This window comes from Kaistella treverensis (assembly GCF_900114045.1).
In the GTDB taxonomy this organism is placed as follows: Bacteria; Bacteroidota; Bacteroidia; order Flavobacteriales; family Weeksellaceae; genus Kaistella; species Kaistella treverensis.
The window spans coordinates 735,984-757,209 of record NZ_FORQ01000001.1 but is presented as its reverse complement, the minus strand read 5'-3'; the positions used below and the strand labels follow the sequence as shown (position 1 = coordinate 757,209).

At 40.2% G+C, this 21,226-nt stretch carries 19 protein-coding genes; 7 read left to right on the top strand and 12 right to left on the bottom strand.

Annotated elements, in window-relative coordinates; translation table 11 throughout:
• The first annotated feature begins 6 nt into the window (after positions 1 to 6).
• On the top strand, positions 7 to 537 hold the full coding sequence (locus BMZ55_RS03620; protein ID WP_089818711.1) for a GNAT family N-acetyltransferase: 531 nt from the start codon (positions 7 to 9) through the stop codon (positions 535 to 537).
• Between the two features lie 70 nt (positions 538 to 607).
• Positions 608 to 2,230: an amidase gene (locus BMZ55_RS03615; protein WP_089818709.1), complete on the top strand. Its 1,623-nt coding sequence runs from the start codon at positions 608 to 610 to the stop codon at positions 2,228 to 2,230.
• A gap of 184 nt (positions 2,231 to 2,414) precedes the next feature.
• On the opposite strand, the gene infC is transcribed toward BMZ55_RS03615, so the two are convergent.
• The 11 genes from infC to BMZ55_RS03560 form a co-directional block, all read right to left on the bottom strand.
• Complete coding sequence (gene infC / locus BMZ55_RS03610) at positions 2,415 to 2,921, bottom strand: translation initiation factor IF-3 (protein WP_039344085.1); 507 nt, start codon at positions 2,919 to 2,921, stop codon at positions 2,415 to 2,417.
• 93 nt (positions 2,922 to 3,014) lie between these two features.
• Entirely contained in the window at positions 3,015 to 4,934 is a 1,920-nt protein-coding gene (gene thrS / locus BMZ55_RS03605; protein WP_089818707.1) for a threonine--tRNA ligase, read from the bottom strand.
• Between the two features lie 248 nt (positions 4,935 to 5,182).
• Positions 5,183 to 5,704, bottom strand: a complete 522-nt coding sequence (locus BMZ55_RS03600; RefSeq protein ID WP_089818705.1) for a hypothetical protein — start codon at positions 5,702 to 5,704, stop codon at positions 5,183 to 5,185.
• A gap of 293 nt (positions 5,705 to 5,997) precedes the next feature.
• Positions 5,998 to 6,186, bottom strand: coding sequence for a hypothetical protein (locus BMZ55_RS03595; RefSeq protein WP_143068741.1), 189 nt, complete (start codon positions 6,184 to 6,186; stop codon positions 5,998 to 6,000).
• Between the two features lie 10 nt (positions 6,187 to 6,196).
• Positions 6,197 to 6,763 carry a DUF4230 domain-containing protein gene (locus BMZ55_RS03590; RefSeq protein ID WP_089819418.1) on the bottom strand — a complete coding sequence of 189 codons (567 nt, stop codon included), beginning with the start codon at positions 6,761 to 6,763 and terminating at the stop codon, positions 6,197 to 6,199.
• 49 nt (positions 6,764 to 6,812) lie between these two features.
• On the bottom strand, positions 6,813 to 7,373 hold the full coding sequence (locus tag BMZ55_RS03585) for a TlpA family protein disulfide reductase (protein ID WP_089818701.1): 561 nt from the start codon (positions 7,371 to 7,373) through the stop codon (positions 6,813 to 6,815).
• A gap of 17 nt (positions 7,374 to 7,390) precedes the next feature.
• The gene (locus tag BMZ55_RS03580; RefSeq protein ID WP_089818699.1) at positions 7,391 to 7,858 is read right to left on the bottom strand and encodes a pyrophosphohydrolase domain-containing protein; all 468 of its coding nucleotides are present in this window, start codon (positions 7,856 to 7,858) and stop codon (positions 7,391 to 7,393) included.
• A gap of 157 nt (positions 7,859 to 8,015) precedes the next feature.
• Positions 8,016 to 9,155, bottom strand: coding sequence for an acyl-CoA dehydrogenase family protein (locus tag BMZ55_RS03575; protein ID WP_039344100.1), 1,140 nt, complete (start codon positions 9,153 to 9,155; stop codon positions 8,016 to 8,018).
• A 127-nt stretch (positions 9,156 to 9,282) separates the two neighbouring features.
• Positions 9,283 to 10,707 carry a ComEA family DNA-binding protein gene (locus BMZ55_RS03570; RefSeq protein WP_089818698.1) on the bottom strand — a complete coding sequence of 475 codons (1,425 nt, stop codon included), beginning with the start codon at positions 10,705 to 10,707 and terminating at the stop codon, positions 9,283 to 9,285.
• Positions 10,708 to 10,790: 83 nt separating this feature from the next.
• A complete protein-coding gene (locus BMZ55_RS03565) occupies positions 10,791 to 11,132 on the bottom strand; it encodes a MerR family transcriptional regulator (protein WP_089819416.1) in 342 nt (113 codons plus the stop codon).
• A 65-nt stretch (positions 11,133 to 11,197) separates the two neighbouring features.
• Positions 11,198 to 12,505, bottom strand: a complete 1,308-nt coding sequence (locus tag BMZ55_RS03560; RefSeq protein ID WP_089818696.1) for a DEAD/DEAH box helicase — start codon at positions 12,503 to 12,505, stop codon at positions 11,198 to 11,200.
• 224 nt (positions 12,506 to 12,729) lie between these two features.
• Here BMZ55_RS03560 and rpsA point away from each other — a divergent pair, with 224 nt between their 5' ends.
• The 4 genes from rpsA to BMZ55_RS11260 all read left to right on the top strand — a co-directional run bounded on the left by rpsA (position 12,730) and on the right by BMZ55_RS11260 (position 19,134).
• Positions 12,730 to 14,529, top strand: a complete 1,800-nt coding sequence (rpsA, locus tag BMZ55_RS03555) for a 30S ribosomal protein S1 (RefSeq protein WP_089819414.1) — start codon at positions 12,730 to 12,732, stop codon at positions 14,527 to 14,529.
• 532 nt (positions 14,530 to 15,061) lie between these two features.
• A complete protein-coding gene (locus BMZ55_RS03545; RefSeq protein ID WP_089818692.1) occupies positions 15,062 to 18,340 on the top strand; it encodes a reprolysin-like metallopeptidase in 3,279 nt (1,092 codons plus the stop codon).
• 121 nt (positions 18,341 to 18,461) lie between these two features.
• A complete protein-coding gene (locus tag BMZ55_RS03540) occupies positions 18,462 to 18,830 on the top strand; it encodes a hypothetical protein (protein ID WP_143068740.1) in 369 nt (122 codons plus the stop codon).
• Positions 18,831 to 18,909: 79 nt separating this feature from the next.
• On the top strand, positions 18,910 to 19,134 hold the full coding sequence (locus BMZ55_RS11260) for a hypothetical protein (RefSeq protein ID WP_143068739.1): 225 nt from the start codon (positions 18,910 to 18,912) through the stop codon (positions 19,132 to 19,134).
• Positions 19,135 to 19,182: 48 nt separating this feature from the next.
• On the opposite strand, the gene BMZ55_RS03530 is transcribed toward BMZ55_RS11260, so the two are convergent.
• Positions 19,183 to 19,956, bottom strand: coding sequence for an XRE family transcriptional regulator (locus BMZ55_RS03530; protein ID WP_089818686.1), 774 nt, complete (start codon positions 19,954 to 19,956; stop codon positions 19,183 to 19,185).
• A 62-nt stretch (positions 19,957 to 20,018) separates the two neighbouring features.
• On the opposite strand from BMZ55_RS03530, the gene dinB reads away from it, so the two are divergent.
• Complete coding sequence (gene dinB / locus BMZ55_RS03525; RefSeq protein WP_089818684.1) at positions 20,019 to 21,167, top strand: DNA polymerase IV; 1,149 nt, start codon at positions 20,019 to 20,021, stop codon at positions 21,165 to 21,167.
• Positions 21,168 to 21,226: the final 59 nt, after the last annotated feature.

Sequence of the window (21,226 nt, the reverse complement as noted above, 5' to 3'; positions counted from 1 at the left end):
GAAAAAATGCCCCAAATAACCCTCAAAAAAGTCACCTTAAATAACCTCCAAGAATTGCAGGAAATCAGCCGGCAAACTTTTGAGGAAACTTTTGCAGAGCAAAATTCTGCAGAAGATATGCAGAAATATTTAGCGGAAGCCTTAAGCACGTCGCGCTTGACAGCGGAACTTTCAGAGGAGAATTCAGAATTTTATTTCGCGCTAAGCGGCACAAAAATTACCGGCTATATCAAGCTAAATTCCGGAAATTCCCAAACAGAGCTTCAACACGAAAATTCCCTCGAAATTGAAAGGATTTATGTCTTAAAAGAATTTTTGGGTAAAAAAGTCGGACAAATTTTATTCAACCACGCGATGCAGATTGCAAAAGAAAAAAAGGTCGGTTTTGTCTGGCTCGGCGTCTGGGAAAAAAATGAGCGCGCTATTAATTTTTACCTCAAAAACGGCTTCGAAAAATTCGGTGAGCACAGCTTTTTCCTTGGCACCGACGAACAGACCGATATTATGATGAAATTGCAAATCACTCACGATATATAAAAAGAAATAATGGCGCGTGCGATTTTTTTGTATTTTTAATTATCTGAAATTTTAAATTCAAAAAAAACCGATGAAAAGAAGCGATTTTTTAAAAAACTCAGCTTTGGCCGCGCTTGGTGTCACCACGATATTTGCCACAAACTCCTTTACCGAAAAAAAAGCCGGTTCTAGCCCGGAAAAAATCATGGAGGAATCTAACGATAATTTTGAACTGGATGAAATCACGATTGCTGAACTTCAGGAAAAAATGGCAAAAGGAATGTACACTTCGGCGCAAATTACCCAACTTTACCTGAACCGGATTGAAGCAATTGATAAAAACGGCCCGATACTAAATTCAATTATAGAAATAAATCCAGACGCTTTAAACATTGCAAAAGTGATGGATAAAGAAAGAAAAGAAGGTAAAATACGCGGTCCGCTGCACGGTATTCCGGTTGTCATCAAAGACAATATTGATACGGCAGACAAAATGATGACAACGGCTGGCGCGCTTGCAATGGTCGGAAATTATGCCAAGAAAGATGCTTTTATTGTAACGCAGCTCCGAAATGCCGGCGCTGTAATTATTGCGAAAACGAATTTAAGCGAATGGGCAAATTTTCGCTCCACGAATTCGTCTTCTGGTTGGAGCAGCAGGGGCGCGCAAACCAAAAATCCTTATATTTTAGATCACTCGCCGTGCGGCTCAAGCGCAGGTTCGGGTTCTGCAGTTGCTGCAAATCTGTGTGCAATTGCAGTCGGCACAGAAACCGATGGTTCAATAACCTGCCCGGCTTCGATAAACGGTGGAGTAGGAATAAAACCGACCGTTGGTTTAGTTAGCCGCTCGGGAATAATCCCAATTTCCCACACTCAGGATACCGCAGGTCCGATGACACGCAACGTGGCAGATGCAGCTATTTTGCTGGAAGTTTTAGCAGGTGTTGACGACGCTGATGCCGTGACCAAAGAAAGCCGCGGTCAAAATACCGGCTACACGAAATTTTTAACAAAAGATGGCCTGAAAGGAAAAAGAATTGGCGTAGAAAAGAAAAAAATTACCAATCAGTTTTTGAATGAATTACAGCAAAAAGCAATGGAAGTTCTGAAAAATCAGGGCGCAACGATTGTGGAGCTCGAATATGTCGACAGGATCAATAAACTCGGAAATGATGAATTTGAAGTTTTGAAATATGAGTTTAAAGACGGTGTGAATGATTATCTTTCGAATGCGAACGCTAAAATGAAAAGTCTGGCCGATGTCATTAAATTCAATAAAGAAAATGAAGACACCGCGATGCCGACTTTTAAACAGGAATTGCTGGAACAGAGTGAAGCTAAAAAAGATTTGAAAGATCCGGTCTACCTAAAAGCGGTAAAAAACAGCCACGAAGGCGCGAAAAAAATTATTGACACTGCAATGAAGAAATATAACCTCGACGCTTTCGCCGGTTTAACAATGGGACCTGCCTGCAGCATCGATGTGATTTACGGCGATAAATGGGGTGAAGTTTCGCTCACCGCACCGGCTGCAATGAGCGGTTATCCACACATTTCCGTGCCGTGTGGTAAAGTGTATGATTTGCCAGTTGGTTTATCCTTTTTCAGCGGCGCTTACCGCGAAGGTGAAATTATCGCGATGGCCTACGCTTTTGAACAGGCGACGAAACACCGTGTAAAACCGGAATTTAAAAAAGCTTTTTTAGCTTAATTATTAATGATTAATGGTTATTGCTAATTAAAAATGATTCAAGAAAGAAACTTGATTTATGAATGAATGAGATGTTTATGAAAGTAAATCACAAAAAAAAGAGGCAAAAAAGCCTCTTTTTTTTATTTTTTAATTTGTACTGTGTAATCATCAAATTAATAAATCATCACATCAGCATATCAACCTATTTTGCTGGTTTTTTCGGGCTCATCATCATAATCATTCTTTTACCTTCTAATTTCGGCAATTGATCAACTTTTCCAACGTGCTCCAGTTCCTGCGCTAATTTTAAAAGCAAAATCTCGCCCTGGTCTTTGAATATAATTGAACGTCCTTTAAAGAAAACGTAAGTTTTCAGTTTGGAACCTTCTTCTAAGAATTTTTCAGCATGTTTCTTTTTGAATTCGTAATCGTGCTCATCAGTCTGTGGACCAAACCGAATTTCTTTTACGACAACTTTTACCTGCTTGGCTTTAAGCTCTTTCTGCTTTTTTTTCTGCTCGTACAGGAACTTTTTATAATCCAGGATTCTGGAGATAAAAGGTTCTGCTTTATCTGAAATAACCACCAAATCCAAGTCCTGATCTTTTGCTATTTCTAGAGCTTTTTCTAGCGGATAAACGCCGGGTTCCACATTATCACCTACCAAACGTACTTCTCTTGCACGGATTTTTTGATTAATCTGGTGCAAATCTTCTTGAACACGTCTCTGTGGACCTCTACCTCTGTAATGAAATTTTTGTGCTATGGTGTCTATTTTAATTGGTTAATTTCTGAAATTTTTTTAAATTTTTGCTTCTTTTTTGAAGTAATTAATGAAGTCCTCCACGCTCATAGCGCCCAGGTCGCCTTCGCCACGTCTTCTAACAGAAACTGTGCCGTTCAGTTCTTCATTTTCACCAACTATAAGCATGAAAGGCAGTTTGTTAATTTCTGCATCCCGGATTTTTTTGCCGGTTTTTTCATTGCGCTCGTCAATCAAGCCACAAATATCGTGATTTTCCAGCAATTGTGAAACTTTTTTTGCATAATCCACATATTTTTCGCTGATCGGTAAAATAGTGAATTGGTCTGGTGCCAACCATAATGGGAAATCACCCGCCGTATTCTCCAAAAGGATTGCGATGAAGCGTTCCATAGAACCGAATGGCGCTCTGTGAATCATCACCGGTCTGTGTTTTTCGTTATCGCTGCCGTTGTACCACAAATCAAATCTTTCCGGTAAATTGTAATCCACCTGAATGGTTCCAAGCTGCCACTTTCTGCCTAGCGCATCTTTCACCATAAAGTCGAGTTTCGGTCCGTAGAAAGCTGCTTCGCCGGTTTCGATAACATAGTTCAAACCTTTTTTCTGTGCTGCCTGAATAATGGCGTCTTCTGCTTTTTTCCAGTTTTCATCGCTGCCGATGTATTTTTCTTTATTTTCCGGATCACGTAGGGAAACCTGAGTTACAAAATCTTCAAAACCTAAAGATTTAAAAACATAAAGCGTTAAATCGATCACGTTTTCAAATTCCGCCAATAACTGATCCGGAGTACAGAAAATATGCGCATCGTCCTGAGTAAAACCACGGACTCGTGTCAAACCATGAAGTTCGCCGGATTGTTCGTAGCGGTAAACTGTTCCAAATTCCGCAAAACGTTTTGGTAAATCTTTATAAGACCATTGTCCGACTTTGTAAATTTCGCAGTGGTGCGGGCAATTCATAGGTTTCAGCATGAATTCTTCACCTTCGTTTGGTGTTTTGATTGGCTGAAAACTGTCTGCGCCATATTTGTCCCAGTGACCTGAAGTCACATATAATTCTTTCGCACCGATGTGTGGTGTCATCACAAATTCGTAACCGGATTTTTTCTGCGCTGCAGAAAGAAATTCTTCCAGTTTTTTTCTTAACGCAGTTCCTTTTGGTAACCAAAGTGGTAAACCTGCGCCAACCTTTTCAGAAAACGCAAAAATTCCGAGCTCTTTGCCCAGTTTTCTGTGATCTCGACGTTTTGCTTCTTCTAATCTTTCAAGAAACTCTGTTAAATCCTTTTGTTTCGGAAAGGTGATTCCGTAAACTCTGGTGAGCTGTTTGTTTTTTTCGTCGCCTCGCCAGTATGCGCCGGCAGCGTTCAATATTTTTGCAGCTTTTACAATTCCGGTGGCAGGGATGTGGCCGCCACGACATAAATCGGTGAAGTTATCGTGAGTTACAAAAGTAATTTCACCGTCGTTCAGGTTGCTGATCAATTCCGTTTTGTACAAATTGTCGGCATATTCTTTTAAAGCATCTGCTTTTGAAACCGGATATAAACTGAAAGTTGAATTTTTCTTGGCATTTTCGAGCATTTTTTTCTCGATTTTCTCAAAGTCTTTTTCCGACAAAGTTTCGTCGCCGAAATCTACATCGTAATAAAAACCTTGTGCAATTGCCGGTCCGATGGTAAGTTTCGCGTTCGGATAAAACTCCGTAATTGCCTGCGCCAAAAGGTGCGCAGAAGAATGCCAGAAGGCTTTTTTTCCCAAATCATCATTCCAGGTAAGAAGTTGAATCGTAGAATCTGTGGTTATCGGCGTGGTGATTTCTACCTGCGTTCCGTCTACAATTGCGGAAATGGTATTTCTGGCCAAACCTTCACTGATTGATTTTGCTACGTCCAGCGGCGTTACCGCGCTGTCAAATTCTTTGATGCTTCCGTCCGGAAGAGTGATTTTTATCATTTTTTTAGGGAAAAATTTAGCAGCAAAAATACGAAATTTTCGGGATTATTTTTGGTATTCGCACAGCTTTTCGAAGAAGCGGAAAATAAACTTCTAGCCCCGATTGAACGGCGTGTCTGAGCTCTCCCGATTCATCGGGAAGCGAGTAGTGAAAGCGGGTTGAAATGGTGAAGGAATGCAAAATCGTGTTGCTCCTAAAAAAAAAAGACCTCAAAATTTTGAGGCCTTTTTAATGGTTTTTTTCGTTTTTAATTTTCGTTTCCCTGAGAATCCATGTCGTTTTCCATGCCGTCGTAGGTTTTGGTGTACGTACGGTTTTCATCGATGAAGTAGAGATTATTTTTTGCTTTGCTGATGATTCTGGCGCGTTCTCTTTCGCTTAAATCTGCACTGGAAGTCCGCGCTTCATCCTGATAGCGGTCTTTGGTAAATTCATTTACGTCAATCGCGCCATTTTCGTTCATAATGTCGCGCGCTCTTTCGGCTTTGTCCATATCATCCGCGTACACGGTAACGATATTGCTTTTGGTGCCGGCGTAGCTGTATTTTTGTCTTTCATCATCGTCGTCACCGAAAAGCCAGTCCCAAAAACCCGAAGTATTTTTGTCTTCAGTGAAGTTGTATGTGGCGGAGGGATTATCGTGGTCGCCGATGGTGGAGTAGCGCGAAACCTTGTAATTATCCTGGGTGAAACCGGAATTATTGAGTTTGTTTGCCGCCTGATCGGCATCTTCATTGGTCGGGAACATTCCCACAACGGTGTATGACATAATTTTGATTTTTGCGTTAAAAATTTGTGATTTGGTAACTAACGTGCATCAAAAATCGTGACAAGGCGCTCAATTAGCGGAAACTTTAGAAGTTTTTAACAACTGCAGAAATATTTTTTAGCTGCTTTACGGGCATTTTTTTTCGTTTTCAAAAAATCAAAATTTGGGGCGTTTTAGCGCCGTTTTTTTTGAATTGAGGAATGTTTAAAATTTTAAAATGAAAAAATTAGCTGCTTTAACGGCTTTTTTTAAAACTAAATTTTTGGCTGTTAAAAGCACAAAAAAAGCGAAAATTACTTTTCGCGATTTTTTTCAGTATTGTCGGTTTTTCCGTCCGGATTTAATTTTGAACCTTCTTTGACTTCTTTTTTTACTGTTTCTTCAGATTTTACTTTATCGGAAGATGCGGGAATATTCGGGAAGTCCTGGTTTTGTTTTTTAACGTCGGATTCAATTGTTTTTTTGGTTTCGTCGTGGTGCATTGTTTTGTTTTTAGGTTTTGCTGAGATCAAGTTGACCGGTTTGGTCTTCGATGGTGTAGTTCAAAGCCTTTGCCAAAACAAAGATTTGCTCCAGATTTTCTAAAAGTTGTTTCCGGCCTTCTGCGCGCAAGCGGTTTTGGTTGACGGTTTTGTAGGCGTTTTCTTTTGCAGATTTGGTGACTTTCTGAAAATCTTTGTCTGTAAAACGGTCAAAAAAAGAATCGTCCATGGACTGAATTTCCACGCTTGGAATAATACGGATTTCAGCAGTTGGCAATTCTTCAATTATTAGTTTTTTGTTGACCGAATCTACTTTTACCTTCATTTTGTTCAGATCATAAGAAACCTGCGCGTTGGTTTTGGTAAAAGTGATGAGCTCTTTTTCCGCGGCCGGGAAAATGGAGCTGCCCAAAATCTGTGAAGTGATTTTGGTTTTCTGCATACTGGAAAAATCCTGCTCCATAACGACCATTTTGTTCATTTTCCGAATTTGGTTCGTGATGATGTAATAATCATTCTGCACTTTGTCTTCCACTTTTTTGGTCATGGTATTCCACACCAAAAATAGGAGTAGCATCAGCGCCGCGCCGCCCAGAAAGAAGAAAAGTGGTTGGTTTTTTCTCAATTTATTTTAAAATGTCGGTTATTGAGGTGTTGTCTTTTTTGATGATTGCGAGCAAATCTCTTTCGAGGTAGCCGGTGCTTGGTCTTTCAATAATTCTGCCAATTTCTTTGCCGTATTTTTTCACGATGATCGTTGGCACACGCTGGATGTTGTACGGCCCTTCTTCACCGCTTGGTGATTCATATTTTCGGTTCACGGCAATCATCGTCAGTTTTGAATCCGGAAAACCTGTGGCTTCCAGAATTTTGAAAAAACGCGGAACTTCGCGGTGACTGTCGCTACACCAGGTTCCCATGACCAAAACCATATTGTAAGAATTAAGTTTTTCTTTTTTTAGTTCCGCCACGGTTTTTTGGTCGAGCTGGTATTCGTCGTGCTCGAAATTATACCACTGGCTGTAAGGTTCTTTCAACAATTGGTCTTTTGACTGGTGTCCTAAAAGCATTTTACCGTCATTTGTGGTTTCTACTTCGCGATTGATCACTACTTTTTGCGAATCACAAGATTGAAAAGTCAGGATGCAGGTAGCGGCTGTAAGTATAATTTTGGTAAATTTTTTCATATAATATTTCTGTTTTTTTAATTTTCTAAAACCGACTGTAAATCTGCCGGCGAATAATATTTGTTTTTCAAAACTTTGTGATCTGCGCTGCGGTGAACATTAATTTTTTCACCGGAATTTTGCGCATACGCAGTTTCACCTTTTTCTTTGTAAAACTGAATGGTTTCTTCCGCTTCACTTTCGCTGTTACAAGCTTTCGAAATATTCGAACGGTGAACTTCGTTAAATAACGGAACAAATTTTTCGCCCAAACCAAATTCCAAAACCGCGCCGCTTAATACGTATTGAAGGTCGCAAAGCGCATCCGCAATTTCCACTAAATTATTTTCGGCAATTGCCTCCTTCAGCTCGTTTAGTTCTTCCTGCAACAATGAAATTCTTAGTTCGCATCTTTCCGGGCTTGGGATTTGTGGTGCATCTAAAATCGGTGCGTTAAAAGTCCGGTGAAATTCAGCAACCTGGTTCAGTGAATCTATTTTTTCCATTCAATAATTTTAAACAAATATAAACAACGAAGTCGATAATGTGAGAGGTGAACAATAATTTTTTAGCTGCTATTTCAGCCTTTTTTTTCATTTTACTGATTTTATAAAACAAAAAAAACACCGATAAATCGATGTTTTTTTCAGTTTTTCATTTTCCTTATTTTGAAATCTCGCGGCCGATAACCAGTCTTTGGATTTCGGAAGTTCCTTCACCAATTGTACATAATTTGGAATCTCTGTAATATTTTTCTGCCGGGAAATCTTTTGTATAACCGTATCCACCGAAAATCTGCACCGCGTTGTTTGCGATTCTCACACACGCTTCAGAAGCGTACAATTTTGCCATCGCGCCTTCCTTCGTCATCGGTTTTTTTGCGTTTTTAAGGTCAGAAGCTCTTCGGATCAAAAGTTCCGCCGCGTCAATTTCGGTCGCCATATCTGCAAGCATGAAGTTGATCGCCTGGAACTGGTTAATCGCTTTCCCGAACTGATGTCTTTCCAACGAATATTTTAAAGCCGCTTTGTAAGCACCTCTTGCAGTTCCTAAACTTAACGCCGCAATAGAAATTCTACCACCGTCCAGAATTTTCATCGCTTGTTTGAATCCGGAACCTACTTCGCCCAAACGGTTTGCATCCGGAACGCGAACATTATCAAAAATAAGCTCAGCGGTTTCCGAGGCGCGCATTCCTAATTTATTTTCTTTTTTTCCGGAAGTAAATCCGGCCATTCCTTTTTCTAAAACAAAAGCGGTGGAATTATTTTTTGCGCCTTTTTCGCCTGTTCTTGTCATTACCACGGCAATATCACCGGAAATCGCGTGTGTGATAAAGTTTTTCGCACCGTTGATAATCCAGTCGTTGCCGTCTTTAACAGCAGTTGTGCTCATTCCGCCGGAATCCGAACCAGTGTTGTGTTCTGTAAGTCCCCACGCGCCGATTACTTTTCCGGACGCTAATTGTGGCAACCATCGGTGTCTTTGCTCTTCGTTTCCAAACTCATAAATATGGTTTGTACACAATGAATTGTGCGCCGCAACCGACAAACCGATTGATGGGTCAACCTGCGAAATTTCGTCCAAAATCGTTACATATTCGTGATAACCTAAACCAGAACCGCCGTATTCTTCAGGTATTACGATTCCCATAAAGCCCATATCGCCGAGCTGATGGAATAAGTCTACCGGAAAAGTCTGGCTTTCATCCCAATCCATAATATTCGGACGGATGTTTTTTTCTGCAAAATCCCGCGCGGTTTCTGCAATCATATCAAGGTTGTGAGTTATCTCGCTATTCATAAATTATATTTGCTCCCAAAGATAAATAAAATGAACAAAGCATTAAAATATTTCTACAGCTGCGACCAGTTTATTTTTTCGGCCTTAAAACACCTAATTTTTTGCTTTTAAATTTTTAAAGTAAAAGTTATTTCAGATAAAGCCTCATCTTTTTTTCAGCGTCAGCTTTTAGGTTCAGGCTTTTAAAAATTTTCTTTTCATCTTTTGATGAAATGCGGTAATAAACAATTTTATCGGCGTAATATCTGAAGTACGGATGACTTTTCAGCCATTCTTCCGGCGCGTCGAGGAGCGAAAACCGTTCTACATTTTCTGTGTTTAAAGGTGCTATTTCCACCAGTTTCTTTGCTAAATTTTTATCAATATTATAAGTTTCCAAAATCTGATTTTTTGCCATAAAACCGCCCAATTTTTTTCTGAAACCTAAAAAGCTTGCGGCGCTTCTTTCATCAAAACCAAATTCTATAAGCTGGTTAAAGGTAATTTGGTTTAAATCTGTTTTGCTGAAATCGGTTGGATTTGTGGCAAATTTTTGTAAATTGTTTTCCGTGCGGTTTGCAGAATTTTCGGTGGTGTTTGAGGCAAATTTTCTCTCTTTTATATTTTCAGGGTTTAAAACGATAAACGGTTTCAAAGCTTCAAATTTTTCAGGTGAAATCACAAAACAGCGCGCGATGTCTTCTAAATTTTTAAAACTGCCTTTCAGATTCCGGTCGCGGTAATTTATAATAACCTGCGCTTGTTTTTCCGAAAAACCAAGATTTTTCCAACCGACCAGATCGGTGATATTCGGGTCGAAAGGTTCATAACTGATATCCTTTTTTTCTGCTTTAAAATCTTTAGAAATGAAATTTTTTGATGTTGCAGCTTCCGCCGATGATTTTTCCGGTAAAAGCAGATATGGCGCGAGTTTTTGAAAATTTTCCGCGCTGATTACAAAACATTCACCAAATTTTTCTTTGCTCTGAAAACTTCCGCCGAGATAATTTTTATATTTTAAAATGGAAGTTGCCTGCTTTTCCGAAAATCCTAAATTCACAAAATCAGCAGCAGAGTAGTGGTCGGGATTAAATTTTCCGGGTATTTTGAGCGTTTTTTTATTAGAAAATGAATTGTCGGAATAAGCAAAATTTGGACGGTCGCTATTGTAATTGCTTACAAAGCGCGCAGATTTTTGGTGTCCGGAAACTTCGTCGGGCAGCAAAATATACGGTTCCAGCTCCGAGAATTTTTCCTCCGAAATCACGTAGCATTTCTGAAGTTCTGATTTAGACTGAAAATTTCCGCCTAAAACCGACTTATATTTCAAAATGGTTTGCACTTGCTTTTCCGAAAAACCCAGCTGCTGCCATTCTGTGGCGCTTAATTCATTTGGATTAAAGTCCGAAAGCGAAGATTTCGTGTCGCTTCTGATTTCAGAAAATGTGTCAGGCGCATTTTCTGTAGCCTGCGTGTTGTTGAAATAAAATAAACCGGCGACCAGAAAAACGCCGGAAGTCGCGAAACCAAGAATATAGTTTTTCGCGGAAGAAAATTGTATTTGTAATCTCATTGGGTATTTTTGGTAAAAATATTATGTTAAATGAATTGCCATACTGCGAGATTCACTTAATTTTTACCGGTGAAAACACCCAATTATTCGGGTTTGTCCGCGAGAGAGTCTTTGAGTTTTATTAATTCTGCTTTTACAAAATTCAGTCGGTCGATCATCGAAACTGTTTCCGAGATCTTGGAATTGGTTGCCAGCGCAACGCGCGCGCCGTCCAGCGTATAACCTTTTTCTTTTACTAAATGATAAATTATCTGCAGATTTTTAATGTCTTCCGGCGTGAAATATCGGTTTCCTTTTTTGTTTTTTTTGGGTTTAATGATCGGAAATTCCTGCTCCCAGTAGCGGATCAGAGAAGCGTTGACATCAAAAGCTTTGGCAACTTCGCCAATGGAATAGTAGAGTTTATCTGGTAAATTAAGTTTCATTTTTCGCTGGTTACCGAGCAAATTTACATAAAATAACGCCGAAAAAATATGCTGAAAATCAGCAATTAATACGCGATTTCTATTTTCAGTTTTTTGTTTTTCAGCCTTTGATTTTCTAAAGTTTTTAAAAGAGCCACCATTTTTTGGCGGTTCACCGCAACGTAAGAAGTTGTGTCTTTCACTTCAATCAAGCCGATATCGTCTTTTTCCAAACCGCCTTTTTTAATCAGAAAACCGACGATATCCACTTTATTCACTTTGTCTTTTTTTCCAGCGCTGATGTAAAGCGTGAGAAACGGCGTTCGCGCGGGCAGTTTGTAGTCTTGCGTAAGTTTTTCTTCGGCAACGGTCTTTTTAATGAAAGGAAAATTTTCGTCTTCGGTCATTATTAAATAGACGAAACCTTTCGCGTTCATTCGCGCGGTTCGTCCGTTTCGGTGAATAAAAGCATCTTCTTTCGGTGGTAACTGGTAATGCACAATCGATTCCACTTCCGGAATATCCAAACCGCGTGAGGCCAGATCGGTGGTGATTAAAATTCGCGAAGAATCATTTTTAAATTTCAGCAGGGCGCGTTCTCTTTCGTCCTGTTCCATGCCGCCGTGAAAGGTTTCGCGCGAAATTCCTTTCTCCTTTAATAAAGCAGAAATCCGGTCCACAGCATCGCGGTGATTACAGAAAATTAAGGTCCTTTTGTTGCCAATTTTACAGAGCAGATGAAATAATGTGTCGAGCTTTTCCTCCGATGTCGTCATCACTTTCCGAAGTTGAAAATCCGGTTTTGATTCCTGAACTTTCAGAAAATCTATTTTTTCCGCGTTTTCAATTCCGGTGAACTTTGGAATTTCTGCCATCGCGGTTGCGGAAGTCAAAATTCTTTGGGAAAGATTCGGCATCGCTTCGATGATGTAACTCATATCATCATGAAAACCGAATTCCAAAGCCTTATCAAATTCATCAAGCACCAAATTTTCGATGCTCGAAGGATCAAAATTTTCATTTTTTAAATGATAGGCTATTCTTCCGGGCGTGCCGATTAAAACCGCGGGTGCTTCGACGAGATTGTTCATCTCAATCTTTTTATCGTGGCCGCCGTAACACACGGTAACTTTAAAATCGCTGCCGATGCTTTTAAAAACCTGTTCGATCTGTAACGCCAGTTCGCGAGACGGAACCAAAATCATCGCCTGAATTTCCGATCTGTTTTTACTTAAATTCCGAAGGACAGGAAGCAAAAAAGCCAATGTTTTTCCGGAGCCTGTGGGCGAGAGCAAAATGATGTCTTTGCTTTTTTCTGCGGCTTTATAGGTGGTTTTCTGCATTTGATTCATGTCCTGAATCTGCAGGTTTTCGTAAATTTTCTGTAAGTCCATTTTGCAAAGTTAAGAGAAAGCTTTGCTAAAAGTGTTTTTTAATTAAAATTGGTGAAGAATTTTACAGGTAAATAAGGCAAATTATCAATATTTGTCGTAATTTTGCACCACTTTTTGTGGAAGCCTTTGGCGAAGTTAAAACATTAACAACTAACATCTTCTGTATTTTTCAATATCCCACATTAAGCCATTGATTGAAATTACAGGATACAAATTTTTTTATTATGTCAGAAACGACAACAAAAGAAGAGGTTCTAATGAACCAAAACGTAGCTCCGGAACAATTCGACTGGGATTCATTTGAATCTGGACTTGATGCTGAATCAAGAAAAGAAAAAAGTGATTTGGAAGAAATTTACAACGGATCGCTGAACAATCTTCAGGACAACGACGTGCTGATCGGAAAAGTTGTAAGACTTACCGACAAAGAAGCGATTGTTGACATCAACTTTAAGTCTGAAGGAGTTATTTCTTTAAACGAATTCCGTTACAACCAAGGCCTTGCAGTAGGTGATGAAGTTGAGGTAATGGTTGACAGGAGAGAAGATAAATCAGGTCAGTTACAATTGTCTCACAAAAAAGCAAGAACGCTTAAAGCTTGGGATAGAGTAAATGAACTTCACGAAACCGGCGAAATCGTAAATGGTTTTGTAAAATCAAGAACCAAAGGTGGTATGATCGTAGATGTTTTAGGCATCGAAGCATTCTTACCAGGTTCACAAATTGATGTGAAACCAATCAAAGATTACGATCAGTTTGTAGGTAAAACAATGGAATTCAAAGTTGTGAAAATCAATCCTGAATTTAAAAACGTTGTAGTATCGCACAAAGCATTGATCGAAGCAGATATCGAAGGTCAGAAAAAAGAGATCATCGCACAGTTAGAAAAAGGTCAGGTATTGGAAGGTACTGTTAAGAACATTACTTCTTACGGTGTATTCGTAGATCTTGGTGGTGTTGATGGTTTGATTCACATTACCGATCTTTCTTGGAGCCGTGTAAACCATCCATCAGAAATCTTAGAAGATGGTCAGGTTGTAAAAGTGGTTATCCTTGATTTCGATGACGAGAAAACAAGAATCCAATTAGGTATGAAACAGTTGGAAGCTCATCCATGGGATGCACTTTCTGCTGATATGAAAATTGGCGACAGAGTAAAAGGTAAAGTAGTTGTACTTGCAGATTACGGTGCGTTTGTAGAAGTTGCGCCAGGAGTTGAAGGTTTAATTCACGTTTCAGAGATGTCTTGGTCAACACACTTAAGAAGTGCAGGTGATTTCGTAAAAGTAGGAGACGAAGTTGAAGCTGAGGTTTTAACTTTAGACAGAGAAGACCGTAAGATCTCTTTGGGTATGAAACAGCTTAGCCAGGATCCTTGGTCTAACATTGAAACTAAATATCCGGTAGGTTCAGAGCACACAGGAATTGTAAGAAACTTTACAAACTTCGGTGTATTCGTAGAATTGGAAGAAGGTATTGATGGTTTGATCTATATCTCTGATCTTTCTTGGACTAAAAAAATCAAGCATCCATCAGAATTCTGTGCAGTTGGCGATAAATTGAAAGTTGTAGTTCTTGAGTTGGATACAGCAGCAAGAAGACTTTCTTTAGGTCACAAACAATTGCAGGAAAATCCTTGGGATAAATTTGAAACCAAATATGCTGAAGGAACTGTACATGCAGGAACAGCAACAGAAGTATTCGACAAAGGAGCTCAGGTTCAGTTCGAGGATGCAGAAGTTGAAGCTTTCTGTCCGTCAAGATTATTAGAGAAAGAAGACGGCTCTAAAATCAAAAAAGGCGACAGCGCAGAGTTCAAAGTGATCGAGTTCAACAAAGAATTCAAAAGAGTAGTAGTATCTCACACCGGCATCTTCAGAGACGAAGAGAAGAAAAACGTGAGAGAAAACACTTCCAACAATAACTCTAATAAATCTACAGGATCTTCAAACAACGAAGAAAAATCCACATTAGGAGATTTAGACGTATTGGCAGAATTGAAAAAGAAAATGGAAGGTAAATAAGCCTTTTCCAAATTCTATATACAGAGCGCCTCATTTTTATGAGGCGTTTTTTTTTGGGCAGCTATTTCCGCCTTCCACTCCCGCTTTTTTGCTCCGCTTCGCTGCGCAAAAAGAGCTCCGTTCAAGTCGGGCTGCAACATCACACCGCAAAAATTCGCCGCTAAAACCATCATTTTTTCCACTTTAACCCAAACACCTTTCATGAACTCTCACCTCCAAAAAGCCTGCTCCTTTGATTAATCTTTTGTGGTTAAAACATTTTCTCCTGGGAAAAAATTCCGCGCTAAAACAACCATTTTTTTCATTTTTACCCAAACACCTTTAATGAACTTTTACCTCCAAAAAGCCTTCTCCTTTGATTAATCTTTTGTGGTTAAAACATTTTCTCCTGGGAAAAAATTCGCCGCTAAAACCATCAAAAATCTCATTTCAACAACAAGTCGTAAATGTAAAGACATTCCCTTAAAAAAAACGCAACAAACCTCCGCCGAACCAAATTATTCACTAATTTTGAAAGCGAAATCCAACAATTATGACAAAAAAATTACTCTCAACATTATTAATATGTTTTGTACTGTTGCTCTTCGGTCAAAAAGTGCCGGAAAATGCAATGCCGGGGAAAGTATTTCCACTCAACACCACAGAGTTTTCTGCGCAAGTTAAAAGCGCAAATTCAGCTAAAGGCAAATCTGATCTTACCATCAAATTGCCGCTGAAAGACGGACGTTTAGAAACTTTTACACTTACCCAAAACGACCTTACGAAAAACACCAGCCTTTCCATCAAAACTTTTGACGGAATTTCAAAAGACGGAAAAACCACATTAAAACTTTCCTTTTTCGGAGATAAAATCAATGCGATTATAAAATCTGCCGACGGATATTTTATGCTGGAGCCGTACGAAACCAAAGCCAACGAATACCGCCTGTACAATATGTTTGATGACCTCGGCGGAAAAGTGAGCTGCGGCATCGATCAAAGTTTGGAGCTGAAAAGCGAGTTTGAGGAAATCAAAAAACAGGCAAGTGTTTTAAAATTAGCTTCTGCGCCTTATTTTCCGTACGGAAATACTTTAAGGAAATTCCGCATGGCGATTGCGACCACGGGAGAATTCACTCAGAAATTCGGAAGTCAGGATAATGCTTTAGCCGAAGCGTTGAATATGCTGAATCTTATCAATCTTGTTTACGAAACAGAATTATCAGTGTCTTTTGTGGCGATTGCGGAAACTTTAAACAAAACTTTAATCTTCCCGAATCCTACTACCGATCCGTTTACCGTGAGTTCTACTTTTGCGAGCGCCAACAATTCGCAGGCAGGTTTTACCACGATGAACAACAACGCAACTTTGCCGTATTCAAAATACGATATTGGGCACACTTTCAATATTATGGAGAGTTCCGAAAGAACTGCGCAGGGGCAGGCCGGTCCGAATCCTTGTACTCCCGGTTCCAGCGCGCGCGCCTGGAGCCAATGGACGGTTTCTATGCCGCGCGGTGCTACTGCCAACCTCATTATTCACGAAATGGGGCACCAGTTTTCAGCCTGGCATACATATAATGCCGTGGGCGGAACTGTAGGTTCAGAAACTTTCTGTACAAACGGTTGGGACAGTACTTCCGCTGTAGAGCCGGGCTCCGGAACCACGATTATGAGCTACGCGAGCAACTGTAAAGTACCGGTAGACCAAACCAATTCCGGCAAAAACCAGCTTAATTATTTCAATGCTAAAAGTTTAGACCAAATCCTCTATTCTTTAGCAAACAGAGCTACCTGTTTCACCACTACACCAACCGGAAATACACCACCAACTGCCAATGCTGGAGTGGATATTGTAATTCCGAAAAATACACCGTTTAAACTAAAAGGTGCAGCCAGCGATAAAGATGGAAACGTTTTAAGTTATACCTGGGAACAGGCGGACGTGGCAACTGCTTCAGACAAAGGTGCTTTTGGTTATACTGTTGTGGGCGTAGGTGGATACACGGCCGTAAACAGTACAACTGCACCGCTTTTCCGTAGTGAACAGACTTTGGAAAGCACCGAGCGAACTTTTCCGAAAATTACGTATATCATCAATAACAATAATATCGCGCCGGATACCGATGCAGAAGCTTTGCCACAAGTAGCGAGAAATATGAAATTTCGCTTTACGGTTCGTGATAACCAAATCGGTGGCGGCGGTGTGGATTCAGATGAAATGGTTGTCCGTGTAGATGCTTCAGGTCCGCTAAAAGTAACTTCGCAAGGCACCGCTTCAACCACTGCTGCGAATAGCGCGATCAACGTAACGTGGGACGTTAACAATACGCAAACCATCAAAGACCAGGTGAATATTTTACTTTCGGTTGATGGTGGCTACACTTTTCCTTATATGTTGAAACAGAATACGGCAAATGACGGTGCGGAATCCGTAACAATTCCAAACGTACCGGGAACCGATAAAGCAAGAATTAAAGTTACCGCGCTAGTAGGTGGCGGTGCCGAATTTTTCGATGTTTCAGCAGCTAATTTTACTGTTACCAATGCGGCGTGCAGCGCCCAGTCAACACTGATCAGTCCAACAACAACGGTAAATACCACAACCGGAAATACCTTTGCTAATTTAAATATGACCGCGCCAACGGTAGGAAACCTGGGGTATTTTGCAACTTCGGCAATAAATGTTTCTACAACCACGGTGGTGCGTACAAGATTGGTGACATATACCGACGAAAGCATGACCACGCCGAAATATCTCGGAAGTGCAAATTCTGTTTTGAAAAGAGTACGCGTTACGAAAACCGGTCAGTACACCATTACAAACAGCGGCAGTTTCCTTATTATGTCGATTTACAATGCTGATCCAACTTCTGCAGTGCGAACCAGTACAGAAGCTTTGGCAAGTTTTGTAGCTTCCAACGCTTACGAAACTACCACGCCGAATACCTACAGCGCATTCAACACCTTAACTGTTACGCTGAACGAAGGTGTGGATTACTACATCACTTTTAATAATTTTTCAAGTGGTGATCCTGCAGCAACTTATAATCTGTCTTTCAGCGGCGACGGTTCTTTCTATGAAGTTACCGATTTTGCGACCACAAGCAACGCGTACACTTTCATCGCGGTGGATGCAAATAACAAAATTGTCGCGCAAAGCCCAACAGCAGATTTCAGAACACTAGTAGGTGGAACGTACACCATTTATGGTCTGTCTTACCTGAAAACCGAAGATCCGAAAACCTTTGTCGGAAAAACCAAAGATGAGGTCTTGATGAATTGCGCCTTAACCAGTGATAACAGTAGAACATTAGTCTTAAGCTGTACCGCGCCGGCAATTACACAACAACCCGTTTCGGTTACCGGAAATATCGGTTCCAAACAGACGTTCACTGTAATCGCAAGCGGACCTGCAACTTACCAGTGGTATAAAGACGGCGTTGCGCTTGCAAACCAAACTAGCAGTACATTAACCATCAACAGCGTTCAGAAAACAGATGAAGGTTCTTATTACGTTGTGGTTTCCAACGCGACCTGTACCGTAACTTCGGATACTGTAAAACTTACGCTCGCGAACATGGGAACCGTAGATCCTGATCAGGCTGAAGATTTTGTGCTGTACCCGAATCCGGTAAAAGATGTTTTGTACATTAAAACATCCAAACCGGCGGACCGAATCGAGATTTACGACATGGCTGGCAGACTTGTAAATGCGCAGGTTCTTTCGTCCGAGAGTATTTCTGTGACGGGGCTGCAGCGCGGCGTATACGTGGTGAAAATCCTGCATAAAAACGAAACGGTGAAAATGCAGAAAATAATTAAAGAATAGTCTAACCCAGAGCCACAGCACGTGGCTCTTTTTTTGTTTATGAACTGAAATGAAAATACTTTTTATCAATTTTTTCCTGCTTTTTTTAACATCCTGCGCAACCGCGCAAAAAACTGAAGATATGCAGATTGTCAAGGAATTTTCTTTTTCAGGTGAAAATTTGTTCAGGGAAATTGAGAAAAAAGCGGCAAAAGTAGAGCAAATAAAAGACATCAAAATAACTTTACCGACGCCGGCTGGCGAGGAAGAGTTTAAGCTGATGGAATACAATCTTGGCGAAAAAAGAGTTCCGGGATTTTATACCTTTCGCGGTGCTTCTGCGGACGGACAGAAAATCCTCACTTTAACCGTAAAACCGAAATCGATGAGCGGGATGATCAGATATAACGCTGAAAATTTCTACATCGAAAAGGTGAAAAACGCTAAAAACAAATACCAGCTTTATTTACCAAAACCGGTTAAAAATCAGGAAAATGACGCTTTGAAATAATTTAAAAAAAAAGTTGCCGTTTTAGCGGCATTTTTTTTTAATAAACTTTGACGTGGCGCCTTTGTAAAAATGAAAAAATTTGGCTGTTTTTGCGGGATTTTTTTTGCGGCGTGATATTGCAGCCAGACTTGAACGAGTTGTTTTTGCGCAGTATAGCGCACAAAAAAACGGGAGTGCAGGCATAAATGAGCTAAAAGCAAAGGCTTTTATCAAAATTTACGAACGTAGTTCAAAGCTGCCTAAATTAATCAGTAAAAGTATTTTCAAAAAAAAGGTGCAAATAGCAGGTAATTTTTTGAAATAAACTTTGGGGTGGAGTTTTGCTAAAATGATTTAGAATTTTTCACCATTGCTATTTAGGAATTTTTAAGGGCTTTAAGGCGGTAATTTCTTTTTTCATCGATAACAGAATTTCTTTAATTCCAATCATATCCAACGGACTTTGGTCGGGTTCTTCGGTATTGATGCTGCATGCATACTCCCAGATTTCTAGGATTTGTGAAAGCTTGATTTCGTACGGTTCATAAAAATCATTATCCGAACTTACCATAATATTTTTTCCGGTTTTTTTGCCCAATCTTTTATAAACCACTCCTTCATTTCGGGTAATGAAAATATAAGTTTTGTTGTTTTTAAGATCATTGATGTTTTCTACATATTTCCCCACGATGAAAGTTCCGTCCTTAAAAGGCGGCATGGAATCTCCGCTTGCCGGAAAAGCGCGGAATTTTCCATTGCGCAGAAAAGGCAGGGAAATGGTCTGAAGTTTCTCAATATATTCCGGGTCGCTGTATCCTTGCAAATAGCCCATTTTGGCTTTTTCTGAGATAATTTCTATCTTATTTTCACCTTTTTCGTCTACGGTAATCGGCAGGATAATCCGGTTGTCTGGCAATTTCATCATTTTTTCCAAAGGGTACTTCCGCAAATCTGTGCCCACCAATAAATCAATGCTTACGCCGTAATATTTCGACACGCGTATCAGGATTTCTATGGGTGGTTCTGTACCGCCATCTTCATATTTAGCGTAGCGCCCGCGCGTGATAAGAAGGGCATCCGCGATCTTCTGTTGCGAATATTTCTGCTGACCTCTCAAATACCGCATATTTTCTGATAAAATTGACATTGCTATAAATTATAGCAACAAATATACATAAATTAGATATAAATTATACTAATTTTGAACCCATGGAAAGAGCGATTGTACATATGGACTTAGACACTTTTTTTGTCTCCTGTGAAAGGTTACAGGAATCTAAACTTCAAGGAATTCCTGTAATCATCGGTGGTGGCGAGCGTGGCGTGGTGGCTTCGTGTTCCTATGAAGCACGTTATTTCGGCGTACGTTCTGCCATGCCCATCAAGATGGCAATGAAGTTATGCCCTGACGCGAAAATCATCCGTGGTGACTACGAACGTTACTCCAAATTCTCCCGCGAGGTCACCGAAATCATTCAGGAAAAAGTTCCGGTTTTAGAAAAAGCCAGTATTGATGAATATTATTTGGATCTTTCAGGCATGGACCGGTTTTTCGGCTGTTACCAATGGACGCAGGAAATTGCCGAAGCCGTCACCAAAAATACCGGTTTGCCCATCAGTTTTGCTTTGTCTACTAATAAAACCGTTTCTAAAATCGGTACCGGCGAAGCCAAACCGCTTGGCAGGTTTGAAATTCCCGCCCACAATGTACATTCTTTTCTCAATCCGCTTTCTGTAAGGAAAATTCCTATGGTTGGCGACGCTACTTTTCAGCTGCTTTCTCGCGTGGGAATTCGTACTATTCAAACTTTAGCAGAAATGCCCGTGCTGGTTTTGCAGCAAATGATGGGTAAAAACGGCAGCGAGCTCTGGAAAAAAGCCAACGGAATTGATTTGACGCCCGTGGTTCCGTATTCCGAAAGAAAATCTGTATCCAGTGAACATACTTTTACCAATGATACGATGGATATTTTCGAGGTGAAAAGAATAATTTCGGGAATGGCAGAAGCTTTAGCATACCAACTTCGCCAGGAGAAATGGCTGACTTCTACGGTAGTTTTGAAGATCCGCTACGCCAATTTCGATACAGAAACCAAACAGTGTAAGATTTCTTATACCTCTATTGATCATACTTTAGCAAGGGTTGCGCTGGATTTATTTGATAAATTGTATAAACGCAGAATGCGCCTGCGCCTCATCGGTTTGCGTTTTACCAATCTGGTGCACGGGACCTATCAGATGAATTTATTTGAAGACAGCGAAGAGTTGATGAATCTCTATCAGGCCATGGACCGCATGAAAAACCGTTTTGGCGAAAATGCACTAGGCCGTGCCTCGGGATTTAAACTAATGTCTTAAAAGAACACCATTTTTTTCATCAAAGGATTTCAAAAAACCTGAAAAAGCCCCGAAAATTT